This is a genomic window from Paenibacillus sp. A3, assembly GCF_001399685.1.
In the GTDB taxonomy this organism is placed as follows: domain Bacteria; phylum Bacillota; class Bacilli; order Paenibacillales; family NBRC-103111; genus Paenibacillus_G.
This window is the reverse complement of record NZ_JTHN01000240.1, coordinates 1-14137: the sequence shown is the minus strand read 5'-3', so window position 1 is coordinate 14137 and position 14137 is coordinate 1. Positions and strand designations below refer to the sequence as shown.

Below are 14137 nucleotides of genomic sequence, written 5' to 3'. Positions count from 1 at the left end.
GGTTTTCGATGGACAACGCCCAACCGGTAGCCTTGATCACAGGCGCGTCCAGCGGCTTCGGCTTGTTAACGTCGGTCGCGCTTGCGCGCGCCGGCTATAGAACCGTTGCGACGATGCGCAATCCGGACAAATGCGAAGCGCTTCTGGAGAGGGCGGAGCGCAGCGGGGTACAGGAGCTAATCGATATCATGCCTCTGGATGTTACCGATCACGAGGCGATCCGGCAAACCGTCGGTTCGATTGTCAAAACGTACGGCCGGATCGACGTACTCGTGAATAATGCCGGTTTTGCGGTCGGCGGCTATGTAGAGGATGTGCCGATGGAGCAGTGGAGACAGCAGCTGGAGACGAACGTATTCGGTGTAATCGCCGCGACCAAGGCCGTGCTTCCGCATATGCGGGAGCGGAGGTCCGGGTGCATCGTCAACGTCAGCAGCGTTAGCGGCCGGAGCGGCTTCCCCGGCTACGCGCCTTACAGCACGTCCAAATTCGCCATGGAAGGCTTCAGCGAGTCGTTAAGGCTCGAAATGAAGCCCTTCGGCGTTAACGTCGTGCTCATCGAGCCGGGAGCCTACAAGACGGACATTTGGCAAAAAGGCTTTGCCTCCATGTGCACCTCCGAAACTTCGCCTTACCGGCATTTGCTGGAGAAGGTGCTGCGGTACTCGAAGCAAGCCGCCGCTACCGCCCCGGACGCATCGGAGGTTGCGGAAACCATCGTCCGCGTCGTCCGGTCGAAGCATCCCAAGCTGCGCTATCCGCTCGGCAGAGGGGCTAAACTGAGCCTGGGGAGCAAGGCGCTGCTCTCATGGCGATGGTACGAATCGATTGTGCTGCGTCTGCTCAATAAATGATGACATAAGGTAGGTCGTTCCCGGTTTGGAGATCCGGGAGCGGCCTATTTTTTTATCGGCATCTTAACTGGCCTCTCCCGAAGCGTGACGGAACTGCTCGGTGGACGTTCCGACCGAAGAATCCGCGTTCAGGGTGGCCCCCTCCGGAGTCTTCATTTAAAACTCTAAAGCACGTGTCGATTGTTTGGGATGAAATAGCTTATTTACAGGGGATATAAACGCTTGAACCCTCGCATTTGCATCAATGTAGTATGATGGGGGTGAAGCTCGAATGAGGAAAGGAGTCTAAAGATGCCGATCGCAGCCTGTGCGGACGGTGAGTCCCGTATGGAATCGGGAAAGAGGGCTTTCGTCGGCAAGAGCGCTGCATGGAGCGGCGCGTTTGTAAAAAAAGATACTCGTTTGCAAGATCAAAGATAAAGGAGGAGTATAGTTGAAAGAAGCTATTCTTATCCGGGGCGCCCGTGAAAACAACTTGAAAAACATCTCGCTGACGATTCCCAGAAATCGATTGGTCGTCTTGACCGGGCCAGCGTGATTAGAATTTAGGGACACTACATTTTTAATTAATTCATCTTATAATTGAAAAGTTTGAATTACAAACAAATGTTATCAGATTTACAAATTGAATTAACTCACTACAATACTGGTAGCAAATTGCAAAGGAGCTTTTCAATTATGAATGAAATTAAACAAGTTGCCATTTATTTACGATTGTCACGAGATGAAGAAGGTGTTGGTATTGAAAAAATTCTTGCCAATCATCGTAAAAAATTAATTGAGCTTTGCAAACAGAAAAAATGGAAATATACCATTTATGAAGAAATTGCTTCATCTCAAGATTTTGACAGACCTCAACTAAATGCCATGCTGGATGAAATTAAAAATAAAACATATGACGCTGTTGTTGTTCATGCTGTTGCGATACTTTTTCTACTGTTGTATTGAAGAGTTTCAGTTTGTAAAGTTAGCGGAACAAAATTTATTGAAAATATTTTTTGAATATTAATATTCAATTTTATATGGAATTTATATGGAAAGGTTGTCAATGTTATATAACATTTAAATAGAAGGAATTTTCCGAAGTATTACAATTTATATCATGTATATATACAAAAGTTGCCATAAAAAAAGCTAGGTATGTAACCAAAAGTTACATACCTTATTTAACACGTTTCGATATTTGCTTCAACACATAATACAAAATGATAGCAAACACATAAACGCCAATTGTAATTAAACTCATGTTCAATCATTCCGTTTCTACATGGCTTAAATATTAAATGTTCGCAACAGCTTCAAGTAATTGTCAAAAATGACATCAAAACCGACTTTTCCAGTAGCACTTCTGCCATAATATAAATCCGAAACCATTTTCACAACAAGCGCACTAGCCATTGGTCGTTCGTCTAACTCAGCATCTGTACGTTGAGAATGTGTTCGAATAAAATCACGAGCTGCTTCAATGAAAAAAGCAAGTTCAATATCATCTTCCGTCCAATCCTGTTCAATACGGAGAGCTTGCTTTGCGAACGCTACATCAAATTCAGTGAATTTTGTTAGCATAACGACAGCTCCTTTTATAATAAAATGTCGGTTTTACCAATATAAAAATAATGAGTGCTCTCATGAGCTCCCACGTTAATCAGCGTATTTAATTTCTTTCGTGTAAATAATTTCAGGTAAACTCGTGCTGGAATACACTGAAGCATTCCAATCAAGCAATTTTTTGTCATTTAACGTGGTAGTGTGATTATCACGAATTGCTTGAGGAATGTCGTACACTTGCCCTCGAGCAAACGAACGAATTTTACCACTTGGGAAAATTTCAACATATGATTGTAAAGCAACAACTTTCGCCATAATTATTCACCTTTTACCTTTCTTGATTTTTTAACTGGTTCAGCAGATGCTACATTCATTTCAACAAACTCAGGTTCGCTGATTGAAGCACCGCCAACAGGAGCTTTGTAAATTTTAATCGCAAGTGGATTTAATACTTTACCATGTGCTAATACCTCAGCATAAACTTCGTCATAACCTTTAAGAGCAGCTGTTGTATCTTGAGATGCTTTTCCGTCAACAACATGAGCTTCAACTTCTGTAGAATCAATTGATACACCATAAGCAAGTGGGTTCATCAAAATCATATCTGCTTTTCCGTTCATTGATTGAACCATTACTGGAACATCATATACTGTGCCATTTTTATATACGTCTGCTCCCAGTGCTAATGCTTTAGCCAATGTGTCAACAACAAGAATAGCTCCATCTAGGCTACCGTTTACAGCTGCGTAATTACTGAACATTTCTTCAACAGTGTCAAATTCAACAATGAGGGGAATCGGAATGAAGAAACCGCCACAAATTAAAGTCATCGAATTAAACAAACCTTCAACAGAAGCTTCTTTGAAAAATATGGCTGGTTGCATGGTGAAAATTGCGACTCGTTGAGTCGTTTTGTTGAAATTAATTTGGATTTTTGTTCTTTAAATACAATTTTCAAAATATATTGGTAACGTAAATTTTTTTGGTAATTTTTGGTTTAAAGTAACATTTATAGAGGAGGTATTCAAATGCCCAACTTATATGGTGACTCTAATGTTTCAAATGTTGCTGCAGTTTTTGGCAATAATTCCAATGGTGGTACAGGTGTATTCGGGAAAAGTATAAGTGGATGGGGTATTCATGGAATGAGTAATACGAGCACGGGTGTAAGTGGAACAAGTACTAATGGATGGGGTACTCATGGACATAGTGAAACCAACACGGGCGTGGCCGGAACAAGTACAAGGGGTTGGGGTACTTCAGGTTTTAGTGAAACCAACACTGGCGTAGTTGGGATGAGTAAGCGTGGATGGGGTATTCAAGGCAGAAGTGAAAGGAACATCGGTGTGATGGGCGAATCAACAGGCTCAGATGAAAATGGTAGATATCATCCCGGTGTGCTAGGTGTTAGCCGTTTTGGCACAGGAGTTGTGGGTGATAGTGAAGTTAGTACTGGGGTACATGGAAAGAGCGATAGGGGAGAGGGAGTTTATGCCGAGAGTAATAGTGGTGCCGCCATTGTCGCTAGAAACCATTCCGGGGATTCGCCAGCTTTGTTCGTCAATCACCGAGGTACAGGAAACCTCATCGAAGGTAGAGATAGAAACAATGTCGAGGTCTTCCGGGTCCTTAATAATGGTGATGTCCAGGTACGCGGGATAACACTCACCAGTGACAAGAACGCTAAAAAGAATTTCTCTAGCGTCAACACGCTTGAGATTCTTGATAACTTAGCAAGCTTGCCAATTCAGTCTTGGAGCTATAAAGACGATACATCCAGTGAGCGTCACATTGGGCCGACTGCTCAGGGTTTCCATGCTGCCTTCGGATTAAATGGAGAAGATGAAACTAAGATTTCAAGCACAGATTTACATGGTGTAGCCTTGGCTGCCATTCAAGGTTTAAACAAAAAACTCAAGGTTGAAAATGATGAGTTACATGCGAAATTAGCTAGTCTCGAGGAACGCCTTTCCACACTTGAGTCAAAGAGCTAAACTGAATAAAGGAACAAACAAAAGGACCATTTTTTGGTCCTTTTTCATTTGGTGAAAAATCAACATTTTTATTTAACGGGCTCATTTGCAAAAAATTTAGTCCCTAAATTCTGGACAATCGGGCTCAGGCAAATCGACGCTTGCAATGGATACACTGCAGAAGGAATGCCAGCGGCAGTATATGGAATCCATGGGAATGGTCACGGATTCGATCAGCAAGCCGAAGGTGGACTCCATCGCCGGATTGTCTCCCTCGATCAGCGTAGGACAGCACGTCACGAACCGCAATCCGCGATCGACGGTGGGCACCGTGACAGACATTTACACGTATTTGCGGCTATTGTACGCCAAGCTCGGGGAGCGGCCATGCCCGTCCTGCGGCACGACCGTTCCGCCTTCGTTCGAAGAGGCGGGCGGCTTGAGCGAGGAAGACGAAGCGTCCGGCCAACTGCAATACGTTCGCTGCCCGAATTGTGCGGCCGAGCTTCCCAAGCTGACGATGGGACATTTCTCGTTCAACAAGCCGGAGGGCGCCTGCGGAACGTGCGACGGGCTCGGCAGCGTAGCCAGCCTGAATCTGGAGGCCGTCTTCGACGAAGAGCTGGGCCTGCGCGGGGGATGCGTGACCTTTTGGTACGAGTCACTCATTGACTACCAGAACAGCATCTTGCAGGCGGCCGCCAGGCATTACGGCTTCGTCTTCGATCCCGATCAGCCGTTGAAAGAATACGGTCAGGTTCAGCGCGATCTGTTGTTCTACGGCGTGGAAAGAGAAGACTTCCTGCGGCACTTCCCGAACGTCCAGCCTCCTAAAACGGTCGGTAGAGGAAAATTCGAAGGCGTCGTTACAAGCTTGTGGCGGCGCGACTTGGAAAAAGACGGCGACCCGAACGGCTCGGCGTCCGTAGGTGCGTTTTTCCGCCAGCAAATGTGCACCGGCTGCCAAGGAACCAAATTAAACAAGGAAAGCCGCCGGGTGACGGTGCGCGGAGCGTCGATTGCCGAAGTATCTTCATGGTCGCTGGATGACGTGCTATCGTGGCTGAGCGGTTTGCCGGGGAGTTTACCGCCGGCCGGACAAAAGATGCTGGAGCCGGTGTTGAACGATTTGCCGGAGCGGCTGAGACGGGTGATCGATGTCGGCTTAGGTTACTTGTCGCTTCACCGGCAGACGGTGACGCTGTCCGGAGGGGAGGCGCAGCGAATTCGGCTCGCTTCCTTGCTCGGTTCCGGTCTCACCGGAGTGCTGTATATTTTGGACGAGCCTTCGGCAGGGCTGCATCCGCGGGACACGGAAGGGTTAATTCACGTCCTGAAGCAGCTGCGTGATCTGGGTAATACGGTACTTGTCATCGAGCATGACGTCGAGGTGATGCGTGCGGCGGATCATGTCATTGACATGGGGCCCGGGGCGGGCGCTATGGGAGGAACCGTTGTCGGCGAGGGTCCGTTGGAAGCTCTGAAGTTATATGAGAGCTCGGTCACGGGCGCTTATTTGCGGGACGAGAGCCGCCTTGCCCCGGGGCGGGTCAGAAGGCGGGGCAACGGGAACTTCTTGACCGTCCGGGATGCTCATGCGCGGAATTTAAAGCACATTACCGTCTCGTTTCCTCTCGGCTGCCTGATTTCTGTGACCGGCGTGTCCGGTTCGGGGAAGTCGACGCTTCTGTTCGATCTGCTCGCGCCGGACGAGCAAGCAGGGAAACGCGAAGGCTGCGGAGCTATTACCGGTCTGGAGCATATCGGGAACTGGATTACCGTCGATCAGTCGCCGATCGGGCGGATGCAGCGTTAGAACATTGCGACTTATACCGAAGTGTTTACCTCGATTCGGAACCTGTTCGCCAGCTTACCGGAGGCGAAGCGGAGCAAGCTGACGTCGAAGCACTTTTCGTTCAACACGCCGGGCGGCCGCTGCGAGAACTGCCAGGGACTTGGCGTTTTGTCGCTTCACATGCATGTTCTTCCTAATCTGGAAGTGCGGTGTCCCGCCTGCCGTGGCAGACGGTTCCAAGATAACGTGCTGCGCATTACCTACAAAGGCTATACGATATCCGACCTGCTCGATATGACGGTTCAAGAAAGTCTTTCCGTCCTGAAGGATCAGGACAAAATGTCTAGAACGATTGAGCTGCTCTGCGAGGTGGGGCTCGGCTATTTGCAGTGGGGCCAATCCGTAACGACGCTGTCGGGCGGAGAGGGTCAGCGGATCAAGCTGGCCAAGGAGCTGAGCAAAAAAACGAAGACGCACACGCTCTATTTGCTGGACGAACCGACAACCGGCCTGCATCCCGGTGATGTGCGGCAGCTGCTCGTTTTGTTGAACAAACTGGTCGATGCGGGCCACACGGTGATGGTGGTCGAGCATAACGTGGACGTCATTCGCGAGTCCGATTGGGTCGTCGATCTCGGCCCGGAAGGGGGAGAAGCGGGCGGCTCGCTCGTCGCAGCGGGGACCCCGGAGGAAGTGGCCGCATGCGAAGCTTCCCACACCGGGCGCTTCTTGAGACAAGCGCTGCGCTTGTAAAGGCGGCAGGCAGGACGGCCGTCGCAAACCGTCTGTAGGAGGAGGTGTCGTTCATTCGGACATCTCCTTTTTTTATGCGCCGATTTCACAATAAGCGCGGAAGCCGCTATAATTAGGAGATACTTTTGCATCGCAGGGAAGGGAAGCGAGTACATGTTTGCGCGTAGGGAAAGCTTAGGTCAGTACATTCGGCTTTATCCTGTCACAACGGCCATCATCTTGATTCAATTGCTGTTGATGGCGGCCATGGAGTGGTACGGATCGTCCAAAGACAGCGAAACGCTGCTCCGGTTCGGGGCCATGTTCGGCATCCCGGGCTTCGAGCCGGAGCCGTGGCGTTATGTGACGGCCATCTTCGTGCATATCGGGTTCCAGCATTTGCTTTTTAACAGCTTCGCCTTGTACGTGTTCGCAGCTCCGCTTGAGCGCATGCTCGGCGCCTGGCGCTACGCGGCGTTCTATCTTGCTAGCGGAATTGCCGGAAATGTGGCCAGTGCCTGGCTGAACTCGGACTACTATATCGGAGCGGGGGCATCGGGTGCGATCTACGGCGTGTATGCCGCTTATCTATACTTATCGGTATTCCGGCGCGATCTGATCGACTACCAGACGAAACAAACGGTATGGACCATTGTGATCATCGGCTTCGTTTATTCGTTCATCATCCCGAATGTCGACATTTACGCTCATGCCGGCGGCTTCGTCGGCGGGTTGGCCGTATCGGCGCTGATGACCTTGTTCGTGAAGCGGAGACGGCGTAGGGAGAGCTGGGAGGAGCACGGAGCAGAGTAACGCAACCGGCTCGATAACCTTGTGTAGTCTGAACTGGTTGGGGAATAGAGGAACGCCGGTGCGCTAAACAGAGTTTGACGACGGTGATAGGAGCATAGCGGAACTGGGGAGCATTTAAACATGTCGAAAAATGTTAATGCTCCCCTTGATCGGCTCGATAAAGCATCACAGGTTCTCTATATTGGGCCATTCGACGATTTCAGCCGCTATGGCGCATCTCAGTTCCCCTAAATTTACGAGCCCCGCATCAAACGGCGCTTCGTGCGATGGGAAGTAAATTTACCTCTTATGTATAAGCCCATAGGTTTTAAACTTGGAAGCTCAACCCCAAAAGCCCCCTCTAAAATCAGTCTTCTAAATCGCCCCTGAAAGTTTCTGGAAATCTCCAAAACTCATCCGCTGCAACCTTCTAAATTAACCTATAGAAAACAAACGCCCCAGCCCAAAACGAGGTTTCTTGGCAAATAATAGTGTAGATAACTTTGAGAGTTACGTAGGTAGCTCTTTAGCTTGGCTGCACTCACTTTTGCATACGCTTTCAGAAAAGACGCTGCAGCTCTTTTCTTCCTGACCTTAACCCTCCACTAAAAACGAATAATGCTGTGCCTGTTCGCCTTCCTCGTACTCCGCTTAACAACTTTGCGAGTTATCCGTAGAACCGCATAAATAATCCGTCCTCCGGGAGACAAAGAAATGCCCCGGTGATAATCTTTATCAATGAACGGGTTCAACGAAGAGGAGGGATACATATGAACCAAAAAAACGGAATCGCAAGACTGCTCGAGATTGCGGGCGAGAAGCGCGGTCTGCTGATCGTTTCCGGCATTTTGTCGGGTCTAAGCGCAGTCTGCATGCTGATTCCTTACGTATCGGTATATTTTATAATCCGCGAACTATTGGAGCATGCGACGGACCCTGCTTCCGCGGACGGGCCGTGGATGATCCGCTGGGGGATCTTTGCGCTGCTAGGGCTGCTGGGAAGCCTGCTGCTGATGTATGCGGGAGGGATGTTCTCCCACATGGCGGCGTTCCGGATCTTGTACGGTCTGCGCGTCAAGCTTTCCAACCATATCGGACGGCTGCCGCTCGGTTGGCTGAACGGCACCTCGACGGGTGTCGTGAAGAAGACGCTGGAGCAAAACGTGGAAAAGGTAGAGACCTTCGTAGCGCATCAGCTCCCGGATCTCATCCATGTGGCGGTGTCTACCCTCGTGATGATTGTTGCAATGTTTGCTTTGAACGGATGGCTGGCGCTGGCTTGCGTCATTCCGATAGCAATCGGCTTCACCGTGCAAATCCTGCTCACGACGGGAGAAAAGTCCAAGAAGAACGTTAAGCTGTATTACGATTCTTTAGAACGGATGAGCGGATCGGCGGTTCAATATGTACGGGGGATGCCGGCGGTGAAGGTGTTTGGACAGACGGTCCATTCGTTTCGCAAGTTTTACGACGACATGATCCGCTACCGCGATTATTGCGTCAAATTTACCGATCAATTTCAGAACGGCTTCCTGATCTTTAAAGTCATTCTCAGCTCGTTTGCGGCGTTTATACTGCCAGTTGGTGTCTACTTGCTGGCCCGGGACCCGGGGAGCGCGGCGTTCGCCTCGGTTTTGCTGTTCTTTCTGATCATGGCCCCGGGCATCTCCGCCCCGATGTTCAAAATTATGAATATCAGCTCCTCGCTCCGCGATATTAACGAGGGGGTCGAGCGGATCGACCGCATTTTGGCCGAGGAGCCGGTAAAAGAGCCGGAGATACCGAGAAAACCGGATGCATACGATTTGACGTTCCATAACGTCTCCTTCTCCTATGGGGCGGAAGGCAGATCTTCCCGGAGCGAGGCGCTGTCCGATCTTTCGTTCAACGCGCGGCAGGGCAAGGTAACGGCGCTGGTCGGCCCGTCAGGCTCCGGCAAGTCCACCGTCGCCAATCTCATTCCCCGGTTCTGGGATGTAGGTGAAGGAAGCATCCGCATCGGCGGCGTAGACATCCGCGAGATGGCCACAGCCGATCTGATGAACACTGTTGCTTTTGTTTTTCAGGAAACGTTCTTGTTCTACGATACGCTTTACAACAATATCGCCGTCGGGCGGCCCGGAGCGTCACCGGAGGAAGTTTACGCCGCAGCGAAGGCGGCCCAGTGTCATGAGTTTATCGGCAGGCTGCCCCAAGGCTACGACACGTTGATCGGGGAAGGCGGCGTGTACTTATCAGGTGGCGAGGAGCAGCGGATTGCGGTGGCCCGGGCGATTTTGAAGGATGCTCCCATTCTGGTGCTGGATGAGGCCACTGCTTTCGCCGATCCCGAGAACGAGTACGAGATGCAGCTGGCGCTTAAGCAGCTGATGCAGGGAAAAACGGTCATCGTAATCGCGCACCGGCTGTCTTCGATCCGGGATGCCGATCAAATTATCGTGCTGAACGCCGGACGACTCGATGAGCGGGGAACGCATGACGGACTCGTTGCCGCAAACGGCTTGTATGCCAGAATGTGGAAGGCGTACACGGATGCGGGGCAATGGCAGATCGAGATGGGAGGAGTGAGGACATGAGTCTGCTTCATAACATCACGGCGGGTCAGCCGAAGAAGCTGATCAAGCCGGTACTGTATACGACGCTCGCCAACCTGATGGCAATCGCGCCTTTTGCGCTGTTGGTCGGAGGCGCGAGACTGATCTTCGAGCCGTTCGTTCATCCGGGAGCGCCACTGGATGTAACGGGGCTTTGGTGGGTGTGCGGGGGCATGGCGGCCGCGCTGATTGTTTTGTTCTTCTGCGAAGTGCCGGCATACCGCGCCCAGTTCCGGGGCGCTTACGAGACCGCGGCCGAAGGGCGCGCTCAGTTGGCCGAGCATTTGCGGAAGCTTTCCCTCGGCTACTTGAACCGACGCGACCCCGGCGATTTGGCGAATATGATGATGGGTGATTTTACGCTGGTGGAGCACGGCATCTCGCATCTCGTACCGCAGATGCTCGGCGCTTTGGTTATGCCGGTGCTGGCCCTTGTCGGGCTTTCCATTCTGGATTGGCGCATGGCGGCCGCCATGTTTGCCGCTTTTCCGGTGGCGATTGTGCTGGTGCTTCTCACCTCCCGCATTCAGCGGAGGCTGGGGGCCAGCCATATGCGGGCTAAACTTGACGCCGCGAACCGTCTTCAGGAATATTTGAACGGCATTCGGGTCATTAAAGCTTACAATATCACGGGCGAGCGCTTCGTCCGGCTGGAAAAATCGTTCAAGGACCTGATGCGGCACAGCATCCGGATCGAAGGTCTGCTTGGGCCGATTGTACTGAGCGCTATCGCTCTTATTCGAGCCGGACTGACCCTTATGGTGATCGTAGGGGTGCATCTGCTGCTGGGCGGCAAGCTCGACGTGATGACGCTTGTTACGTTTTTGCTCATCGGAACGCGGATTTTTGATCCTCTCACGACCGCACTCGTGAACTATGCAGAGTTCCGCTATCATGAGCAGGCCGGCGAGCGTATCGTCCAATTGTTGAAAGAACCTGGCATGACGGGCAGCGAGCATCCTCCCGAGGAGCACGACGTCGAGCTGCGGCAGGTCACCTTCGGCTACAACGAGCAATCCACGCTCAAAAACATCAGCGTCCGGATGCCTGCCGGTTCGTTCACCGCGCTGGTCGGCCCGTCGGGAAGCGGGAAGAGCACGATTCTTCGGCTGGCCGCCCGCTTCTACGATCCCGTCGAAGGAAAGATGCTGCTTGGAGGGCAGGATATGCGGAGCATGGACCCAGAAGCGCTGCTGCGCAAGGTGTCGATGGTGTTCCAGGACGTCTACCTGTTCCAGGATACGATTGGCAACAATATCCGCTTCGGGCGGAGCGGCGCGACGCAGCAGGAGGTGGAGGAAGCGGCCCGGCTGGCCTGCTGCCACGAGTTTATTATGAAGCTGCCGCAAGGCTACGATACGATGGTGGGCGAGGGAGGCAGCACATTGTCCGGCGGGGAAAAGCAGCGGATCTCCATCGCGCGGGCGATTCTGAAGAACGCGCCGATCGTCCTGCTGGACGAGGCGACGGCTTCCTTGGACCCGGAAAACGAGGTGGAGATTCATCGCGCAATCGATCATCTGGTTCAAGGGAGGACGGTGATTGTCATCGCGCATCGTCTGAAAACGATAAAGAATGCCGACAACATCATCGTGTTGGACGGCGGCAGAGTGGTCGAGCAGGGGCGGCATAACGACTTGCTGCAGCGCGAAGGCTTATACGCCCGGCTCTGGAATTTGCAGCAGCAAACCGGAGGCTGGAGTATCTCTTCTTGATCGGCGAGCAGTTCCATAGTTTTACGAAAACTGCTTTTACAATCACTAATCGAATCCAGCTCTGTGCTGGATTTTTTGTTGTTAAAAAATTCGTACACCATTCAAGCTTGTGGATAAACCCAAAGAATGAAGTAGGGGGATAGTCGTTAAAGAATGGAAACATGGAAGAAGAGAGGGTTATTGGAATATTAAAAAGATAGTAGTTTATGGGAGTTTAGGCCAATCATTGTAGCTGGTACTTAAATATTTTTCAACCAACCATTTTCCATTGTCATAAATCATTATAATAGTATCTGTGTAAGTTGCATTTTCGCCAGTTTTCTTAACTGTTTTCACAGTAACTATTCCCTTTTTTCTTGTTTCATCTACGTTGGTTATTTTTTCAACTTTAAAACTCTTAATATCCCCGTAGTAAAACCTGTAGTTAACAAGTTGTCCAGCATTAGTTCCACTAACATATTTTGCCGCCTCATTAACTCCAATAATATATGCATTATAAAAATCTTTTAATGCCTGATAGGCTTCTTTATTGTTTTCAGAATTTGGGTCAGATTTGAAATGCTCATATATGTAAAAAATACAAATTAATACAAATAATAAAGCTAAAATTATATAAAATTTCTTCATAAGTGTTCTCCTTGAATTGATATTACAATAATACTGGAACCCAATAAAACGATGGGTTCCAGTATCAAGTGATGCTTAGGGATATAATCTGCCTGCTTTTAACCAAACCTTTTCTTCACTCTGAGAAGTATAATCTACTAATATTTGATTTCTAGGAAAACCATAAAATAATCCCCAATCTTGCGATTGAGCAGGATTATATCTTTGCCCAATTCTTACATTTGTCCAGTTTGCATGGTTGAATTCTGATCCTGAATTCAGGTTTTGGTAAATTTGAGCAATAGAAGTGATACGTTTTACCTTCATTCCAGATCCGTCGCCATAAAAATCATAGCGCCAAGGCAATTCCGCTGTCAAGGTTGAACCAACATAGTAACCAGCCCTATTATATCCGGCACAAAACAATGCTATTGAATTCGTAGCGTACACATAAAAGTCCATTACAATGGATTGACCACCTTGGAAATTATGTTCAGGCGGGGTTACAATTGTACCTTCTTTAGCGCCTTGGATTGTCATTCCCCAAACATCATCCCAAGGATTAGGATCATCATTGTAGTTGTATGCGAGACCGATATCAATAGAGTCGCCATCTTTGTCAATTGCTCCCGTATAAGCCCATGCTTTTTCGTTACTGCTATCAGTAATATATATTCCATTGCCTTTTTTGGGTAACCATATATCAGTAACTAATCTGGAATAACCGACATTTGAAACAGCCCGACGGTAAATGCCCGTTTTGACATTTTCAGATTCATAGTCAGGGTATTTCCAACCTGTTCCCAATAGGGCTGGTACTCTTCCTTTTTCTTTGTCTGTATCAATGCTCTTGGTGACCAATTCCTCGGTATTTATTTTTATATTACCATTTTTATCAAGTTTATTTTTGTTGAGCTCCTTTAGACTTTTCAAATTAGATGAACGATTGGAAATTACAGACCCATCAATGTTTATATGAATTACATTTTCTCTATGTTTTTCATCTAGTTTGGACAGAACTTCCTTCAATTTCTTTTTATCACTTTCAGGTATATCCTTATCAATATATGCCTCTAATGCGGCACTTTCGGCAGGAGTTAACTCTTCATTCGATTTGGCAGAGGCAACAGGTATAACCGTTGCAGACAATAAAATAGCACTGATTATTAATGCGGGAATCTTTTTAAATAACTACCTCCGAATTTTTGATATTTTTATGAGGATCATGGAAGTATCATACAACAGAATCAAATACCACCTTTCCCTGCTTTTAAATGATTAAATTCTGATGTTAAAACATAAATAATTGAAATATAGTAAAATAATACAATTAATTATAACAAATTACAATGAATAATTTTTTTTATTATATAAGTTGAACTTTTAACATTCATAGCCGCGAGAATCGGGTAATGGTTTAGAAAAGGACCAGCCCGGAGGCGATAATCATGAATCGACGTGATGAAATTGAGAATCTGAATGAAGCCATGAGAGAAGCATCCAACAAAAGCTTATACGAACGTTATTT

At 48.8% G+C, this 14137-nt stretch carries 11 protein-coding genes and 1 pseudogene; 7 read left to right on the top strand and 5 right to left on the bottom strand.

Annotated features, from left to right (window positions below; genetic code table 11):
* Positions 1-8 precede the first annotated feature (8 nt).
* Positions 9-854, top strand: a complete 846-nt coding sequence (locus QJ48_RS30480) for an oxidoreductase (protein WP_054977116.1) — start codon at positions 9-11, stop codon at positions 852-854.
* Positions 855-1532: 678 nt separating this feature from the next.
* On the top strand, positions 1533-1802 hold the full coding sequence (locus tag QJ48_RS30475; RefSeq protein WP_054977115.1) for a recombinase family protein: 270 nt from the start codon (positions 1533-1535) through the stop codon (positions 1800-1802).
* A 324-nt stretch (positions 1803-2126) separates the two neighbouring features.
* On the opposite strand, the gene QJ48_RS30470 is transcribed toward QJ48_RS30475, so the two are convergent.
* From QJ48_RS30470 to QJ48_RS30460, 3 genes are all read right to left on the bottom strand, one after another.
* A complete protein-coding gene (locus tag QJ48_RS30470) occupies positions 2127-2420 on the bottom strand; it encodes a head-tail connector protein (protein WP_054977114.1) in 294 nt (97 codons plus the stop codon).
* 75 nt (positions 2421-2495) lie between these two features.
* Positions 2496-2717, bottom strand: coding sequence for a hypothetical protein (locus QJ48_RS30465; protein WP_054977113.1), 222 nt, complete (start codon positions 2715-2717; stop codon positions 2496-2498).
* Between the two features lie 2 nt (positions 2718-2719).
* Entirely contained in the window at positions 2720-3286 is a 567-nt protein-coding gene (locus tag QJ48_RS30460; RefSeq protein WP_054977112.1) for a hypothetical protein, read from the bottom strand.
* 144 nt (positions 3287-3430) lie between these two features.
* Between QJ48_RS30460 and QJ48_RS30455 the strand changes: the two genes are divergently transcribed.
* The 5 genes and pseudogenes from QJ48_RS30455 to QJ48_RS30435 all read left to right on the top strand — a co-directional run bounded on the left by QJ48_RS30455 (position 3431) and on the right by QJ48_RS30435 (position 12003).
* Entirely contained in the window at positions 3431-4396 is a 966-nt protein-coding gene (locus QJ48_RS30455; protein ID WP_054977111.1) for a tail fiber domain-containing protein, read from the top strand.
* A gap of 109 nt (positions 4397-4505) precedes the next feature.
* A pseudogene (uvrA, locus tag QJ48_RS30450) lies at positions 4506-6923 on the top strand (excinuclease ABC subunit UvrA); the annotation flags it as partial.
* A gap of 153 nt (positions 6924-7076) precedes the next feature.
* Positions 7077-7715 carry a rhomboid family intramembrane serine protease gene (locus tag QJ48_RS30445; protein WP_054977110.1) on the top strand — a complete coding sequence of 213 codons (639 nt, stop codon included), beginning with the start codon at positions 7077-7079 and terminating at the stop codon, positions 7713-7715.
* Between the two features lie 749 nt (positions 7716-8464).
* Complete coding sequence (locus QJ48_RS30440; protein WP_054977109.1) at positions 8465-10270, top strand: ABC transporter ATP-binding protein; 1806 nt, start codon at positions 8465-8467, stop codon at positions 10268-10270.
* Positions 10267-12003, top strand: a complete 1737-nt coding sequence (locus tag QJ48_RS30435) for an ABC transporter ATP-binding protein (protein WP_054977108.1) — start codon at positions 10267-10269, stop codon at positions 12001-12003. The genes QJ48_RS30440 and QJ48_RS30435 overlap by 4 nt, the downstream gene beginning before the upstream one ends.
* A 204-nt stretch (positions 12004-12207) precedes the next feature.
* On the opposite strand, the gene QJ48_RS30430 is transcribed toward QJ48_RS30435, so the two are convergent.
* A complete protein-coding gene (locus QJ48_RS30430) occupies positions 12208-12630 on the bottom strand; it encodes a hypothetical protein (protein ID WP_054977107.1) in 423 nt (140 codons plus the stop codon).
* Between the two features lie 75 nt (positions 12631-12705).
* Complete coding sequence (locus QJ48_RS30425; protein ID WP_054977106.1) at positions 12706-13758, bottom strand: hypothetical protein; 1053 nt, start codon at positions 13756-13758, stop codon at positions 12706-12708.
* Positions 13759-14137 lie beyond the last annotated feature (379 nt).